The sequence below is a fragment of the Streptomyces sp. NPDC016851 genome, assembly GCF_055562795.1.
This window is the reverse complement of record NZ_JBVHEP010000005.1, coordinates 164297-180946: the sequence shown is the minus strand read 5'-3', so window position 1 is coordinate 180946 and position 16650 is coordinate 164297. Positions and strand designations below refer to the sequence as shown.

11 protein-coding genes are annotated in these 16650 nt (G+C 72.9%); 7 read left to right on the top strand and 4 right to left on the bottom strand.

Going from position 1 to position 16650, the window contains the following annotated elements; all coding sequences use genetic code 11:
* Nucleotides 1-87: 87 nt before the first annotated feature.
* The gene (locus tag ACZ3I3_RS10815) at nt 88-1773 is read right to left on the bottom strand and encodes a SulP family inorganic anion transporter (protein WP_467364285.1); all 1686 of its coding nucleotides are present in this window, start codon (nt 1771-1773) and stop codon (nt 88-90) included.
* 1121 nt (nt 1774-2894) lie between these two features.
* The gene (locus tag ACZ3I3_RS10810; RefSeq protein WP_356929441.1) at nt 2895-3500 is read right to left on the bottom strand and encodes a carbonic anhydrase; all 606 of its coding nucleotides are present in this window, start codon (nt 3498-3500) and stop codon (nt 2895-2897) included.
* A 217-nt stretch (nt 3501-3717) separates the two neighbouring features.
* On the opposite strand from ACZ3I3_RS10810, the gene ACZ3I3_RS10805 reads away from it, so the two are divergent.
* From ACZ3I3_RS10805 to ACZ3I3_RS10785, 5 genes are all read left to right on the top strand, one after another.
* Entirely contained in the window at nt 3718-4533 is an 816-nt protein-coding gene (locus ACZ3I3_RS10805; protein WP_467364148.1) for a response regulator transcription factor, read from the top strand.
* Nucleotides 4530-6020, top strand: coding sequence for a sensor histidine kinase (locus ACZ3I3_RS10800; protein WP_467364147.1), 1491 nt, complete (start codon nt 4530-4532; stop codon nt 6018-6020). The genes ACZ3I3_RS10805 and ACZ3I3_RS10800 overlap by 4 nt, the downstream gene beginning before the upstream one ends.
* Nucleotides 6021-6151: 131 nt before the next feature.
* A complete protein-coding gene (locus ACZ3I3_RS10795) occupies nt 6152-7309 on the top strand; it encodes an alkaline phosphatase PhoX (protein WP_467364146.1) in 1158 nt (385 codons plus the stop codon).
* A 109-nt stretch (nt 7310-7418) separates the two neighbouring features.
* A complete protein-coding gene (locus ACZ3I3_RS10790) occupies nt 7419-7937 on the top strand; it encodes an excalibur calcium-binding domain-containing protein (RefSeq protein WP_467364145.1) in 519 nt (172 codons plus the stop codon).
* Between the two features lie 99 nt (nt 7938-8036).
* Nucleotides 8037-8555: an NUDIX hydrolase gene (locus tag ACZ3I3_RS10785; protein ID WP_467364144.1), complete on the top strand. Its 519-nt coding sequence runs from the start codon at nt 8037-8039 to the stop codon at nt 8553-8555.
* A gap of 202 nt (nt 8556-8757) precedes the next feature.
* On the opposite strand, the gene ppdK is transcribed toward ACZ3I3_RS10785, so the two are convergent.
* Nucleotides 8758-11505 (bottom strand): pyruvate, phosphate dikinase, encoded by a 2748-nt coding sequence (gene ppdK / locus ACZ3I3_RS10780; protein ID WP_467364143.1) that lies wholly within the window; start codon nt 11503-11505, stop codon nt 8758-8760.
* 405 nt (nt 11506-11910) lie between these two features.
* Nucleotides 11911-13137: an ROK family protein gene (locus ACZ3I3_RS10775; protein ID WP_467364142.1), complete on the bottom strand. Its 1227-nt coding sequence runs from the start codon at nt 13135-13137 to the stop codon at nt 11911-11913.
* Between the two features lie 121 nt (nt 13138-13258).
* On the opposite strand from ACZ3I3_RS10775, the gene ACZ3I3_RS10770 reads away from it, so the two are divergent.
* Nucleotides 13259-14671: an MGH1-like glycoside hydrolase domain-containing protein gene (locus ACZ3I3_RS10770; RefSeq protein WP_467364141.1), complete on the top strand. Its 1413-nt coding sequence runs from the start codon at nt 13259-13261 to the stop codon at nt 14669-14671.
* Complete coding sequence (locus tag ACZ3I3_RS10765; protein WP_467364140.1) at nt 14668-16605, top strand: amylo-alpha-1,6-glucosidase; 1938 nt, start codon at nt 14668-14670, stop codon at nt 16603-16605. The genes ACZ3I3_RS10770 and ACZ3I3_RS10765 overlap by 4 nt, the downstream gene beginning before the upstream one ends.
* Nucleotides 16606-16650 lie beyond the last annotated feature (45 nt).

The window sequence follows — 16650 nt, the reverse complement described above, 5'->3', positions numbered from 1 at the left end:
GGCTCCCTTTCGTCGGTGGCCGCGCCCCAGCCTACGAGGAGGCCTGGAGGCGAGGCGTGCCCGGGCCACCGGCTCCCGGCCGCTCCGTCAGCCCACCGGGCTCGACCGCTGGTCGTCCGGGAGGGGCCGGGTGTCGAGGTAGAACCACTCGGCGTCGGCGGTGGGCCAGGGGGAGGGCTCCCCCGCTGCTTCGCGCCATGGTTCTTCTGCCGTCGCCGTGACGGGCCGTTTGGGCAGCGGCGCCTGGGCGTCCGCGGCTGGCGGAGCAGCGGCCCGGCCGGCGGCCGGTTTCGCCTCCCCCGGCATCAGCAGCTCCACCCGCAGCCCCAGCCCCCGTTGCTGGGCGGTGAACTCCTCGACCTGGTTGCGGCAGGCGTGGTCCAGGTGGGTCACGCCGGTCAGGTCGAGCCGGATCCTCGGCTTCCCGGCCGCGGCGGCGGCCTCCAGCGCCTCGATCACCTTCGGCAGCCGCAGGAACGTCGCGTTGCCGGCCATGACGACCTTCGCCGTGTCGTCCTCGACGTGCTGGCGGATCGCGGTCTGGGACATGCGCAGCGCGGCCAGCACGATGCCCGCGGCGAGGCCGATCAGCACGCCCTCCAGCAGTGCGGTCACCACGATGACCAGGGTGGTCAGTGTCATCACCGCGAACTCGCCCTTGTCCTGCCGCCACATCTTCGGGAACTCGGCGGGCCCGAACAGCTTCCAGCCGCTGTGCACGAGGACGCCGGCGAGCACCGAGATCGGGATGAGCGCGAGCACCTGCGGCAGCAGCAGCGCGAACGCGAGCAGCCACAGGCCGTGCAGGGTGCGCGAGAGCCGGGTCTTGGCCCCGGCCTGGACGTTGGCCGAACTGCGGGCCACGACCGCGGTGATGGGGAGCGCGCCGAGGATGCCGGCGACGGTGTTCCCGGCGCCCTGGGCGATCAGCTCGGTGTTGTAGCGGGTGCGCGGGCCGCTGTGCATGCGGTCCACCGCGGCGGCCGTGAACAGGCTCTCGGCGGACGCGATGACCGTGAAGGTGAGGATGGCGGTGATGATCGCCCCGTCCGCGAGCCCGGTGAACTGCTCGGCCCCGGGCAGCGACACGGAGGCGAGCAGATTGCCCACCTGGAGCGTCTTGATGTTCACGCCGGGCAGGGCGGCGACCACGATGCCGATGCCCACGGCGACCAGCGCGGCCGGGATCTTCCCGGCCGGGCCCGGCACCTTCTTCCACACGAAGCTGAGCACGATCGTGACGACGCCGAGCAGCGTGGCGATCATCGCCTGCGGGTCGGTCAGGATCCCTGCCAGCAGGGCGGGGATGCCGGCCATGTTCTCGATCGCCGTGCCGGGGGCCTTGGCGTCGGCCATCGGATAGGCCTGGCTGAACATCAGCGGCACACCGATGCCGGCCAGCATGCCCTGGACGACGGCGACGGAGATGGCCTGGAACATCCGGCCGAGCCGCACCAGTCCCAGGATGATCTGGAGGATCCCGGAGAACAGCACGATCACGCCGAGCATGGCCACGCCGACCTCGGCGACGGTCTCCGCGACCAGCGCGGCGAGGCCGGCGGCGGGCCCGCTGACCTGGAGCGTACTGCCGCGCGCCGCGCCGACGACCAGACCGCCGATCACCCCGGAGATGATCCCGAGCTCGGCGGGCACGCCGGAGGCGACGGCGACGCCGATGCACAGCGGCAGGGCGACGAGGAAGACGACGAGCGAGGCGGTGATGTCGGTGACGAGGTCGGCCTTGGCCCGGCCCTTGCCGCCCCCGCCCGTCACCCGCCCGGCCAGCCCACCCAGCACACCCAGCACACCGCCCGAGCCGCCCCCCGGCCCACCAGCGGGACCGCCCGACCGCCGCCCTGCGACGCCGCCTGCCGAGTCCCACGCAGGGCCACGGCCGGGACCGCCATTCGGGCCGTAGCCGGGACGGCCGTCCGAGCCGTGGCCCGGGCCGCCGTCCGAGCCGAAGCCGGGGCGGCCGTCCAAGCCGTGGCCCGGGCCGCCATCCGAGCCGAAGCCGGGGCGGCCGTCCAAGCCGTGGCCCGGGCCGCCATCCGAGCCGAAGCCGGGGCCGCCGTCCGAGCCGAAGCCGGGGCGGCCGTCCAAGCCGTGGCCCGGGCCGCCATCCGAGCCGTAGCCGGGTCCGCCGTCCGAGCCGTAGCCGGGGCCGCCATCAGGGCCGTGGACCGGGCCACCCGATCGACCACCCGCCGGACCTCCCGGCCGTCCACGCGCGGCACGCCCCGCCGAGTCCCACGCGGAGCCGCCACCCGGGCCACCGCCACCCGACCGGCCGCCCGCAAAACCTCCCGGGGAGTCCCATGCCGGGTCACCGCCGGGGCTCCCCGACCGGCCGCCCGCGGCACCCCCCGCCGAGTCCCCGACCAGGCCACCGCCGGGGCCACCCGACCGACCCCCCATCAAGCCGCCCGCCGACCCGCCTGCTCCCCAGCCCGCGGCACCCCTCTCCGAACCACCCACAGGGCTGCCCGGCCCCCAGTCCGAAGCGCCCCCGTCGGAACCAGCCGTCCCCCAACCCGCCGCGCCCTCGCCGCGACCGCCCGGGCCCCAGTCCGCCGCGGACTCCCCGTGACCACCCGACCCCCAGTCCCCCGGGCCCTCTGCGAAGCCGCCCACCCCCCAGTCCCCCGCACCTTCCGAGGGACCGCCGGATCCCCAGCCCGAAGCACCCCCCTCGGAACCAGCCGCCCCCCAACCCGCCGCGCCCTCACCGCGACCGCCCAGGCCCCCTGGGAAGCCGCCGTCCGACCCCCAGTCCCCCGAGCCCCCCGAGGAACCACCCGGCTCCCAATCGGCAGCACCCCCCTCGGAACCAGCCGACCGCCGGCCCCCCGGCGTGGCACCACCCCGTACCCGCCCCCGCGCATGCGCCCCGCTCACGCGGCATGCACCTGGAACGCGCCGTCGTCGCCGAGTTCGTAGACGAACCCCGTGTCGACCTCGTAGTACCAGCCGTGCAGCCGCAGCCGGCCCGCGTCGAGCCGCTGTCGCACCACCGGGTAACTCCGCAGCGCGGCCAGCTGGTTGACGACGTTGCCCTGGGAGACCTCCGGCAGCGACGGGTCGTCCGGCGCGGACTCCAGTACGGGGGCCAGTTCCGGGCGGGCGATGTGGAGCCAGGCGTCCACGCCCGGCAGCGCGGACAGGTCGTCGCCGGACTTCAGCGCACCCATCGCGCCGCAGTGTGAGTGACCGCACACCACGATGTCCTGAACCCCGAGCACTTCCAGTGCGTACTCGATGGTGGCCGCCTCTCCCGAGGCCCCGGGCCGTCCGTAGGGCGGCACGATATTGCCCGCGTTGCGCAGCTCGAATATCTCCCCGGGCCGCGCACCCGTGATGAGTGCGGGTATGACCCGGGAGTCCGAGCAGGTGATGAACAACGCCTCCGGATATTGCCCCTCGGCCAGTTTCCGGTATTCGCCGCTGTCGAAATCGACGCGCGTCCTGAACGTGCGGGCACGGTCCAGCAATGCCTTCAACTCTGCCTCCTGAGCTGCGGTTTCGTTCCGTGCACCCAACCGTAGACGGACGACCTACAGAGGAAGGTTAAGCGAACTCCAGAGCACGGCCAGGAATTGAACATTCTTTGTCCGGATACCCAGAAGAACGGTCATCTTGTAGCGTGTGAACTCCAGGGCGGAGAATGCGAATTCACGCTGCCCGGATTCATGTCGGCTTCACGGAGAGACAGGACGTATGGGCCTACGAGTGCTGCTCATCGAGGACGACGAGACGATCGCGGAGCCGCTCACCGAAGGGCTGGGCCACTTCGGGCTGACGGTCGATCATGTCGCCACGGGCACGGACGGGCTGAGAGGCCCGTACAACGACGTCGTCCTGCTCGACCTGGGACTGCCGGACATGGACGGCATCGACGTCTGCCGCGGTATCCGGCAGGTCTCGGACGTGCCCATCGTCATCCTCAGCGCCCGCGGCGAGGAGGCCGACCGCGTGCTGGGCCTGGAACTGGGCGCCGACGACTACCTGGCGAAACCATTCAGCGTGCGGGAGCTGGTGGCCCGGGTCCGGGCGGTGACGCGCCGCACGCAACGCACCCAGCAGACGTTCCCGGAGCCCCCGGCACCACCGGTCACACCGGTCACTTCACAGGTCACGTCGTCCACACCGCCCCCACCGTCCACACCAGCCGACCCCGCTGCCACACCGTCGTACGACCCGGCCCCCGACCCTCCGCACGACCCGGGCCCGCTCGTCGTGGACCGCCGCACCCGCCAGGTCTGGGTCGGCGACTCCCCCGTACCGCTCACCCCGAAGGAGTTCGACCTGCTGGCGCTCCTCAGTGAGGACCCGGGCGCGGTCTACTCACGCCAGCAGATCCTCGACCGCGTCTGGGATCCCCACTACGACGGCCCGACCAAGACGCTGGACGTCCATGTGGCCGCGCTGCGCCGCAAGCTGGGCCACCCGGCGTGGATCAGGACCCTGCGGGGCGTGGGCTTCCGGCTGGCGGTGCACACGGGGCCGAACGCCCCGCAGGTGGCCTCTCCATGACCCGTCGGCTGCTGATCAGCTACCTCAGTCTCGCCGCGCTGGTGCTGCTCTGCCTGGAGATCCCGCTGGGCTTCGTCTACTCGCGCGGCGAGCGGGAGCAGGTGGTCAACGCGGCGAAGGACGAGGCCGAGTCGGTCTCCGCGTACGCCGCGCTGTCCCTGGCGGCGGGGCGGGCCGAGCAGGACCTGCCCGCGCGGGTGGCGCACTGCGCGAAGCGCATCGGCGGGAAGGTGGTGATCGTCGCCGCCTCGGGCACGACGCTCGCCACCTCGCACCCGATGGACACCTCGGTGTCCGGCGCCCTGGCCGACCGGCCGGGCATCGCGGCCGCGCTGCGGGGCACCTCGACGGTGGATGTGCGCACCTCCACGATCGGCGGGGTCGAGTACCTGTCGGTGGCCGCGCCGGTGGGTCAGGAGGCGCGGCCGGTGGGTGCCGTGTGGCTGACGGTGCCCACGCGGACGGTGCACGAGCGGGTGCACCACGTGTGGCTGCTGCTCGTCCTCGGCGGGCTGGCCGTGCTGACGGCGGTGGCCGTGGTCGGTTTCGCCTTCGCCCGCTGGGCCGGCCGCCCCATCCGCGAACTGGAGCAGGCGACGCACGAGTTGGGAGAGGGCAGCGGCCGGTTCACCCCGGTCACGATCACTAAGGGCCCACCGGAAGTACGGAGTCTGGCAGCGGCGTTCAACCGTACCGCGGCCCGCTTCGCCCATCTGCTCGCCTCCCAGCGGGCGTTCGCCGGCGAGGCCTCGCACCAGCTGAAGACCCCGCTCGCGGCGCTGCGGCTGCGTCTGGAGAACCTGGAGCCGGACGTCGCCGCCCGGGCCCGGGGCAGCCTCACCGCGGCCGTCACGGAGACGGACCGGCTCGCCCGGATGGTCGAGCACCTGCTGGCGATGGCCCGGCTGGAGGAGCACGCGGCGATTCCCGCCCCCGTCGACCTGGGCGCGGTCTGCGCGGAACGGCACCGCACCTGGCAGCCCCTGTTCGCGCGGGAGGACGTCTCCCTCGTGCTCTTCGCGGGCGGCGTCGGCCCGGTGCTCGCCGTGCCGGGAGCCGTCGAGCAGATCATGGACAACCTGCTGTCCAACGCCCTGCGGGCGTCCCCGCCCGGCAGCACCGTCACGATCGAGCTGCGGGTGCCGGCCCCGCCCCGGCGCGCCCTGCGCGACAGCCGCCCCCGCTGGGTCGACCTGCACGTCACCGACGAGGGCCCCGGCATGACGGAGGAGCAGCGGGCCCGCGCCTTCGACCGTTTCTGGCGCGCCCCGGGCGCCCCCAAGGGCGGCTCGGGACTCGGCCTCGCCCTGGTGCAGCGCCTCGCCCACGCCAGCGGCGGCGAGGCGACCCTGCACGCGGCGGCGACGGGCGGCCTGGACGTGGTGATCCGCCTGCCGTCCGTACGACCACCCGCCGAGGGACACGGACCGGGCACGGACCGGCCGAGGACCGGCCGGAAACGGGAGGCCCCGGCACTGCCCGCGTGAGCCCGCCGCCCCACGGCCACGAGTTGTCCATGCCTCGTCAACCCTGCCCGTTTAGCGTCCCTCCCGCCTCCCCCCACGCACAACCCTGCCGTCGACCGGCGGCAGGGCGGTACGGCACCTCTGGAGTGAGAGTGGAACGTCGTAGCCTCCTGCGTGCGGCCGTCCTCGGCGGCACCTCGGCCGCCCTGGGCGGAACCCTGTGGCGCGGCGCCGCGTACGCGGCCCCGGCCCAGCCCGGCACCGGCCCCTACGGGCCGCTGGGCTCCCCGGACGCCAACGGCATCAGGCTCCCCAGCGGCTTCACCAGCCGGGTCATCGCCCGGTCGGGCCAGCGGGTCGGGAGCACGTCGTACACCTGGCACAACGCCCCGGACGGCGGCGCCTGTTACGCCGACGGCACGGGCTGGATCTATGTCTCCAACTCCGAGATCAATCCGTCGGGCGGCGCGAGCGCGGTGAGGTTCTCGTCGACCGGCGCGATCACCGGCGCGTACCGCATCCTCTCCAGCACCCGGCAGAACTGCGCGGGCGGCAAGACGCCGTGGAACACCTGGCTGTCCTGCGAGGAGGTGGACCGGGGCTACGTCTACGAGACCGACCCCTGGGGCACGAAGGCGGCGGTGCGCCGCGACGCCATGGGCCGCTTCAAGCACGAGGCGGCGGCGGCCGACCCGGTCCGCCAGGTCGTCTACATGACGGAGGACGTCACCGACGGCTGCTTCTACCGCTTCCGCCCGACGACCTGGGGCGACCTGTCCTCCGGCACGCTGGAGGTCCTGGTGGCCGGCAGCGGCACCAGCGGCCCGGTCACCTGGGCCCGGGTCCCCGACCCCTCCGGCGCGACCGCCACCCGCGGCCAGGTCTCCGGCGCCAAGCGCTTCAACGGCGGCGAGGGCTGCTACTACGCGAACGACACCTGCTGGTTCACCACGAAGGGCGACAACCGCGTCTGGCAGTACAACGCCGCCGCCCAGACCATCGAACTCGCCTACGACGACTCCCTGGTGACGAGCGGCACGGCCCCGCTCACCGGCGTCGACAACGTCACCGGCTCCGCCTCCGGCGACCTCTTCGTCGCCGAGGACGGCGGCACCATGGACATCTGCGTCATCACCCCCGACGACGTGGTCGCCCCCTTCCTCCGCATCGACGGCCAGTCCGGCTCCGAGATCACGGGCCCGGCCTTCTCCCCGGACGGCACCCGCCTGTACTTCTCCAGCCAGCGCGGCACCAGCGGCAGCTCGTCGGGCGGCATCACGTACGAGGTGAAGGGCCCGTTCCGCGCATAGCCGCCCCACCGGGCTTCACGTGACCATCACAAAATGGTCACCCCTCCGCCATCCGGAGCCACCCGGATCTACGGTCGTCCCCTCACGTGTCACCACTGGGGGGACGACCATGACCAATCCGTACACCGGCCCGAACGCCAACCCGTATCCCGGGCCGCCCATGCCGCCCGCGCCGCAGTCCGCACGCCCCGCGCCCCGCTGGGCCCGGAAGCGCTACGTGCTGCCCGCCCTCGGCATGGCCCTGCTCATCGGCGCCGGTATCGGCGCCGGCGACGAAACGACGCCCGACGCGAAGCCCGCGGCCGCGAAGCCGCAGCCGACCGTCACGGTCACCGCGACCACCACCGCCACCGCGACACCTCTCGCGAAGAAGCCGGAACCCGCTCCCACGGTCACCGCCACCAAGACCGTCCGAGCCACCACCACGGTCACCGCACGACCGGCCACGGGCGGCGGCTCCGACGACAGCGGTTCGGGCGGTTCGGGCGGCTCCGGGGGCTCGGCGGACGTCTACTACGCCAACTGCGACGCCGTCCGGGCCGCCGGTGCCGCCCCCATCCGCCGTGGTGAGCCCGGCTACGCCTCCCACCTGGACCGTGACGACGACGGGATCGCCTGCGACACGTGACACGTGACACGTGTACGCCGGTGACCATCGGCGCGCCCGGCCGTTCCACCGTTTGGGCAGCTCGTCCCGGGCTGCCCGGACGACGGAAGGAACACCACCGTGGACACGACCGTGCCCGCCACCGACGTACCGCGCGTACTGCCGCGTGACGAGTGGGTCAGGACGCTGCCGCAGACCATCGTCGCCTCCTGCGTCCTGCTCCTCGACGCCGAGGACCGGATGCTGCTGCTGCGCTACGCCGAGGGTCAGCCCGGTGTCGGGCTGTGGGGGCTGCCGGGCGGCATGCTCGACCACGGGGAGGACCCCCTCGGTGCCGCGTACCGGGAGCTGCACGAGGAGACCGGCATCGCCCTGGACGCGGAGCCCCGATTCATCGGCTACGACCACCGGGCCGACGTGAAGGGCACGGGCCCGGTGCTCGACTTCTACTTCCACGGCGGCCGTCTCGCCCCCGGGCAGACCGTCAGGCGCAGCGACGAGCACGACCAGGACGGCCTGTTCGCCCTCGCCGACCTGGAATCCCTCCCGCTGGCGGTCCCACCGCCGGCCCTCACCGCCCTGCACCGGGCCGCCCTGACCGGCACCGTCGTAGCCTTGCGGGAAGGCCTGCCCCGGTGACCGGGCCGCGCCGGCGGTACGCAGCGAGCGCGCGGCCCGCTCCGGCACCGGCACGACCGAACACGAGAGAGCGGGGGCGCACCTCCGCACAAGGTGTGCCCCCGCTCTCCTCCGTGCTCCGGAGCCGCCGCGATCGGTGAGGGTCGGGGACCGCCGACGGCTCCGGGTTCTTCAGTGGCCCTGCACTGCACGGGCCACGGGTCTACCGGTGGTCGCTGCCCTGCGACTGCACCGCCGCCCGGCCCGCTTCCAGGCGGGCGACCGGGATGCGGAACGGGGAGCAGGAGACGTAGTCGAGTCCCACCTCGTGGAAGAAGTGGACCGACTCCGGGTCACCGCCGTGCTCGCCGCAGACGCCGAGCTTGAGGTCCGGGCGGGTCTCGCGGCCGGCCTGGGCGGCGAGCTTCACCAGGGAGCCGACGCCGTCCTTGTCGATCGTCTCGAACGGGGAGACGCCGAAGATGCCCTTCTCCAGGTACGCGGTGAAGAAGCTGGCCTCCACGTCGTCCCGGGAGAAGCCCCACACCGTCTGGGTGAGGTCGTTCGTGCCGAAGGAGAAGAACTCGGCGGCCTCGGCGATCTGACCGGCGGTCAGGGCGGCACGCGGCAGCTCGATCATCGTGCCGATGGACAGCTTGAGCTGCGTGCCCGAGGCCGCCTCGACCTCGGCGATGACCTGGTCGGCCTCCTCGCGCACGATCTCCAGCTCCTGCACCGTGCCGACGAGCGGGATCATGATCTCGGCGCGCGGGTCGCCCTTGGCGGCCTTGCGCTCGGCGGCGGCCTCGGCGATCGCCCGGACCTGCATGGTGAACAGGCCGGGGATGACCAGGCCGAGGCGCACGCCCCGCAGGCCGAGCATCGGGTTCTGCTCGTGCAGGCGGTGGACCGCCTGGAGGAGGCGCAGTTCGTTCTCGTGGGGCTCCTGGCGGGACTCCGCGAGGGCGACGCGCACCGACAGTTCGGTGATGTCGGGCAGGAACTCGTGCAGCGGCGGGTCCAGGAGGCGGACGGTGACCGGGAGGCCGTCCATCGACTCGAAGAGCTGGACGAAGTCCTGCTTCTGGAGCGGCAGCAGTTCCTTGAGGGACTCCTCGCGCTCGGCCTGGGTGTCGGCCAGGATCAGCCGCTCCACCAGCTCGCGCCGGTCGCCGAGGAACATGTGCTCGGTGCGGCACAGGCCGATGCCCTGGGCGCCGAAGCGGCGGGCGCGCAGCGCGTCCTCGGCGTTGTCGGCGTTGGCCCGCACGCGCAGGCGGCGCTTGCGGTCGGCGAACGCCATGATGCGGTGGACCGCCTCGACCAGCTCGTCGGCGTCCTCGGCACCGGCGTGCATCCGGCCCTCGAAGTACTCCACGACCGGGGACGGCACGACCGGCACCTCACCGAGGTACACCTTGCCCGTCGAGCCGTCGATGGAGACGACGTCGCCCTCCTCGACGATGTGCCCGCCCGGCACGGTCATCCGGCGGCGCTTGGTGTCGACCTCCAGCTCCTCGGCGCCGCAGACACAGGTCTTGCCCATGCCGCGCGCGACGACGGCCGCGTGGGAGGTCTTGCCGCCGCGCGAGGTCAGGATGCCCTCGGCGGCGATCATGCCGTCGAGGTCGTCGGGGTTGGTCTCGCGGCGGATCAGGATGACCTTCTCGCCGGAGCGGGACCACTTGACGGCGGTGTAGGAGTCGAAGACCGCCTTGCCGACCGCGGCGCCCGGGGAGGCCGCGATGCCCCGGCCGACCGTCGCGACCTTCGAGTCCTCGTCGAAGCGCGGGAACATCAGCTGCGCGAGCTGGGCGCCGTTGACACGGGTGAGCGCCTCGGCCTCGTCGATCAGGCCTTGGTCCACCAACTGGGTCGCGATCCGGAAGGCCGCGCCCGCCGTGCGCTTGCCGACCCGCGTCTGGAGCATCCACAGCACACCGCGCTCGATGGTGAACTCGATGTCGCAGAGGTCCTTGTAGTGGTTCTCCAGCGTCTCCATGATCTGCATCAGCTGGTCGTACGACTTCTTGTCGATCTGCTCCAGCTCCGCGAGCGGCACGGTGTTGCGGATGCCCGCGACCACGTCCTCGCCCTGGGCGTTCTGCAGGTAGTCGCCGTAGACGCCCTGGTGGCCGGAGGCGGGGTCGCGGGTGAAGGCGACGCCGGTGCCGGAGTCGGGGCCGAGGTTGCCGAAGACCATCGAGCAGACGTTGACGGCGGTGCCCAGGTCGTGCGGGATGCGCTCCTGGCGGCGGTAGAGCTTGGCGCGGTCGGTGTTCCAGGAGTCGAAGACCGCGTGGATCGCGAGGTCCATCTGCTCGCGCGGGTCCTGCGGGAAGTCGCGGCCGGCCTCGGTCTTGACGATCTTCTTGAACTTGGTGACGAGCTTCTTGAGGTCGGCGGCCTCCAGCTCGGTGTCGACCGTGACCTTCTTGGTCTCCTTGGCCTTCTCCAGCGCGTCCTCGAAGAGCTCGCCGTCGACGCCGAGGACGGTCTTGCCGAACATCTGGATGAGGCGGCGGTAGGAGTCCCAGGCGAAGCGCTCGTCGCCGGCCTGCTTGGCCAGGCCCTGCACCGACTTGTCGGAGAGGCCGATGTTGAGGACGGTGTCCATCATGCCGGGCATCGAGAACTTGGCGCCCGAGCGCACCGACACCAGCAGCGGGTCGTCGGCCTGGCCGAGCTTCTTGCCCATGCGCTGCTCCAGCGCGTCGAGGTGCGCACTCACCTCGTCACGCAGTGCCGCCGGCTCCTCGCCGCTTTCCAGGTAGACCTTGCACGCCTCGGTGGTGATCGTGAAGCCGGGCGGGACCGGAAGGCCCAGGTTCGTCATCTCGGCGAGGTTCGCGCCCTTGCCACCGAGGAGGTCCTTGAGGTCCTTGTTGCCCTCGGTGAAGTCGTAAACGAACTTCACGCCCTCAACACTCGTACCGTGCTCAGCTACGTGGGGATCTTTGTTTTCCGACACGGGTCTCGACTCCTCGAGGACGCGGTGGCTGCCCTGACGGCGAGGAACATACCCAGATCAAAGGCTTCTGGGTACGTCCACTCGCGCGTCATACGCCTGTAACCACTCGGCCGCCAGCGGATCGAAAGTCAAGGCTCGGCAAGCGATCACAGCCGTATGTTTTCACTTCTTGAACGCGTGAACCTCCACAGCCCCCCGTTGGGCGCTCAAATGAGCAACCTTCGACACGAATGATTTCGCTCGATGAACGATCAAAGGGTGGCACTCAGTGCCACCCTTTGAGAAGTGCAGTCGCCCAAGATCCGCTCATCTGAGCGCAACCCTTATCAGGGGTGGCGAGAATCACGCTGCCACAGCCGACGAGATTTCACCATGCGGACGCGTCTCGCGGCCGAAATGTCCCTGTCATACCCCGAGCGCGCGCAGCCGCTCCTCGACCCGCTCGGGGGCGTAGAGGTGCTCCACGACCATCGCCCCGGCTCCGACCAGCCCGGACCGCTCGCCGAGCCGTGACGTCACGACGTCCAGGTGGGCGGTGGAGCGGGGCAGCGCCCGCTGGTAGAGCAGTTCGCGCACGCCCGTGAGGAAGGGGGTTCCGGCCAGATCCCCGGCGATCATCAGCACCCCGGGGTTGAGCAGCGTCACCACGGTCGCCAGCACGTCCCCGACCCGGCGCCCGGCCTCCCGGGCGAGGCCGACCGCGTCGGGATGCCCGGAGGCCAGCAGGTCCCGCACGTCCGAGCCGGAGGCCGCCGGCACCCCGGCCTCCGCCAGCCGCCGCGCCACCGCGCCGCCGCTCGCGATGGCGGCCAGGCAGCCGTAGGAGCCGCACCGGCACAGCGTCTGGGCGCCCTCCGGCACCCGGATGTGCCCGATGTCCCCGGCGCCGCCGTCGATGCCCCGGAACACCGCGCCGTCCACCACGACCCCGGCGCCGATGCCGGTGGAGACCTTGACCAGCACGAAGGCGGAGCAGTCGGGATAGCCGGTGCGCTGTTCGCCGTACGCCATGAGGTTGGCGTCGTTGTCCACCAGCACCGGCACCTCGGCGGCGCCCGTGTGCTCGGCGAGCGCCCGGGCCAGCCGGCTCCTTATGTCGTAGCCGTCCCAGCCGGGCATCATCGGCGGCTGGACGACGCGGCCGGTCTCGGTGTCGACCGGGCCGGGCACGGCGAGCCCGACCCCGCACACCGACTCGGCCCCGCGGCCGGTCTTCTCCAGCAGCTCGCCGAACCAGCGGCCGAGTTCGCCCAGCACGGCGTCCGGCCCTTCCTCGACGACGAGGGTGCCGGAGTGCTCGGCGAGGATCTCGCCGCTCAGCGACAGCACGGCCGCCCGCGCGTGCCGGGTGTCGAGGTCGGCGGCCAGGACCACCGCGTGCTCGTCGTCGAACTCCAGGGTGATGGAGGGGCGCCCGCCCAACGGGGAGTCCACCGGCCCTCCGGCGCCCTCGCGCAGCCAGCCCGCGCGGAAGAGCCGGTCCAGCCGCTGCCCGACCGTGGCCCGGGACAAACCGGTCGCCTGCTGGAGCGCACCCCGGGTCACGGCACGGCGGCTGCGCACCAGTTCGAGCAGCTCGCCGGCGCTCCCCTGGCCGGCGCCTCGCCCCGTTCTGACGGGCCGTCCGGTCATGCACACCCCCTTGTGTTTCTCAACCTTGCCTTACATAGTGGGTTTTGCGTGTTAAATAGACGTAACCCCACGGTAGCCGCAGCCGAACCTGCCGGCCGGACGTCTTTCCGGAGAGCCCCGAGTGGACAGCACCGCACAACGCGCCCCTCGTCCCACGGGACGAACCGTTGCATACGATCCGTCCGTCCCCGCGCCACCCCTGCATGTCAGGGCCGCCGCCGTGCTGGAGGCCGGCTGGACGGGCACGTCCACGGTGCCCTCGCGCGGTCTGTATCCGCACCAGTGGTCCTGGGACTCGGCGTTCATCGCCATCGGCCTGCGGCACGTGTCGCCGTTACGGGCACAGACGGAGCTGGAGACGCTGCTGGCGGCCCAGTGGGCGGACGGGCGGATCCCGCACATCGTCTTCAACCCCTCCGTCCCGCTCGACGCGTACTTCCCGAGCCCCGACTTCTGGCGCTCCTCGACCGCCGGGCGCGCCGCGGGCGCCCCGCGCACCGTACAGACCTCCGGGATCGTGCAGCCACCGGTCCACGCGCTGGCCGCGTGGCTGGTGCACCTCGCCGACCCCGGTCTGTCCCGGTCGCGCGGGTTCCTCACCCGGGTGTATCCGCGGCTCGCGGCCTGGCACCGCTATCTGCTGCACCGGCGCGACCTGGGCGGGGGCGGACTGGTGTCCGTCGTGCACCCCTGGGAACAGGGTATGGACAACAGCCCCTGCTGGGACCGCCCGCTCTCCCGGGTCACTCCGGCCCCGGCCCGCTCCTTCCGCCGCGCCGACCTCGACCACGGCTCCCCCGAGGACCGGCCGACGGATCTGGACTACGGGCGGTACGTACGGCTGGCCACCGATTACCGGGATCGTGGATACGCCGACGGACCGGGCGACTTCGCCGTGGAGGACCCGGCGTTCAACGCCCTGCTCATCGCCTCCGAGTACGCCCTGGCCCGGATCGCCCACGAGCTGGGCGCGGCGGCCTCGGCCCGGCAGGACCGCGCCGAGCGGCTCACCACCGCCCTGGTGGAGCGGCTGTGGGAACCGTCGGCGGGCATGTTCCTGTGCCGGGACGTGCGCGCCGGGGAGCTGATCCCCGAGCGCGGTGTATCCGGGCTGGTCCCGCTGCTGCTGCCGAGCCTGCCGCGCGACCTCGCGGCCACCCTGGTGCGCACCCTGTGCGGCCCGCACTTCGGGCTCGGCGGCACGACCCGGCTGGTGCCCAGCTACGACCTGCTCGGCGAGGCCTTCGACCCGCACCGCTACTGGCGCGGCCCGGCCTGGTTCAACACCAGCTGGCTGCTGGAGCGCGGGCTGCGGCTGCACGGCGAGCGCGGCCGGGCCGACGCCCTGCGCAAGGGGATCCTGCACACCGCGGGCGCCTCCGACTTCGCGGAGTACGTGGACCCGTACACCTCACAGGCCTGCGGCGCCACCGGCTTCGGCTGGACCGCCGCGCTCACGCTCGACCTGCTGCACGACCGGCCCGCATGGGACAAGGACGGCGTCACGGCGATCAAGGGAGAGGTTCGGGGATGACGGACCGGCATCATCTGCTCGTGCACGGCGGGACGTTCGCCGCCGTCGGCGACCGCGGCGACATCAGCGGCTACCGGGGCGGCAGCGCCCCGGACGGAATGTTCGTACGGGACGCGCGGCACCTGAGCCGGTGGCAGCTCACCGTCGACGGGGCCGTGCCCGACACGCTGACGCCCGTGGCCGACGGGGACACCGCGCGCTGTGTCCTCGTCCCGCGCGGCGGGCGCAACGAGCCGCCCGCCTACACGCTCTTCCGCGAACAGGCCGTCGGGGACGCCTCGTTCGTGGAAGCGGTGCGGGTCACCAGCAACCGCCCGGTGCCGACGACGGTCCGCCTCGCGGTCACCGCCGACGCCGACTTCACCGACCAGTTCGAGCTGCGCTCCGACCACCGCACCTACACGAAGGCCGGCGCCGTCCGCTCCCGCCAGGTCCTCGGGCACGGCGTGGAGTTCACCTACCGGCGCGGCGAGTGGCGCTCCGTCACGACCGTGACGGCCGAGCCCCAGCCGGACGCCGTGGAGGAGACCGGCACCGGCGCCCGCCGCCTGGTGTGGACCCTGGACCTCGAACCGCACGGCACGGCCGAGCTGGTCCTGCGGGTCATGGCCCGCCCGCACGGCGACAGGCGCGCCCTGCGCGTGCCCCGCTCCCCCGCCGCCCTGAAGGAGCAACTCCTCGCCCGGGAGGACCGGTTCACGCAGGACGTGGCCCTGCCGGCCGGCTGGCCGGAGCTGTCCGCGGCCTGCGCCCGGGGCCTCGCCGACCTGGCCTCGCTCCAGGTCCCGGCGAAGGGCCCGGACGGCGAGGAGCTGCGCGTCCCGGCCGCCGGTGCGCCCTGGTTCCTCACCCTGCTGGGCCGGGACGCCCTGCTGACCTCGCTGTTCGCCCTGCCCTACCGGCCCCGGCTGGCCGCCGCCACGCTGCCCGCGCTGGCCGCGACCCAGGCCACGGACACCGGTGTCAGCGAGGTCGCCCAGCCCGGCAAGATCGTCCACGAGGTGCGGCACGGCGAGCTGGCGCACTTCGGCCAGGTCCCCTACGCCCGCTACTACGGCTCGGTCGACGCCACGCCCCTGTTCCTCGTCCTGCTCGGGGCGTACACCGAGCAGACCGGCGACACGGGCCTGGCCCGCCGTCTGGAGCCGCATGCCCGGGCGGCGGTCGGCTGGATGCTCGACCACGGCGGCCTGACCTCGCGCGGCTACCTCGTCTACCGCGCCGACCAGGGCGGCCTCGCCAACCAGAACTGGAAGGACTCCCCCGGCGCCATCTGCTCCGCCGAGGGCACCCGCCCCAACGGCCCGGTGACGGCCGCGGGCGCCCAGGGCTACGCGTACGACGCGCTGCGCCGCACGGCGTGGCTCGCGCGCACGCTCTGGCAGGACGCGACGTACGCGGACCTGCTGGAGCAGGCGGCCGGTGACCTGCGCGACCGCTTCCAGCGGGACTTCTGGATGCCGGAGCACTCCTTCCCGGCGCTCGCCCTCGACGGCCGGGGCCGGCAGGTCGACGCGCTCGCCTCCGACGCCGGGCATCTGCTGTGGTCGGGCCTGCTGGACAAGGAGTACGGCGAACAGGTCGGCCGGCGCCTGCTGGAGCCGGACTTCTTCTCCGGCTGGGGCGTGCGCACCCTGGCCGCCGGCCAGCCCGCCTACCACCCGCTCTCCTACCACCGCGGCTCGGTCTGGCCGCACGACAACGCGCTGATCGCACTGGGCCTGGCCCGCTACGGGCTGCACGACGAGGCCCGCGCGATCGCCCGCGGCCTGGTCGACGCGGCGAGCGTGACCGGCCACCGGCTGCCGGAGGTCCTCGCGGGCTACGGCCGCGACACCCATCCCGAGCCGGTGCCCTACCCGCACGCGTGCGTCCGCGAGTCCCGCTCGGCATCGGCCCCGTTGGCACTGCTCACGGCGGTCGGCGGCGCCTGAGAGCCGGGTTGGTCGGGCATTTGCCCGGAGTTTGCCGAGCGCTGG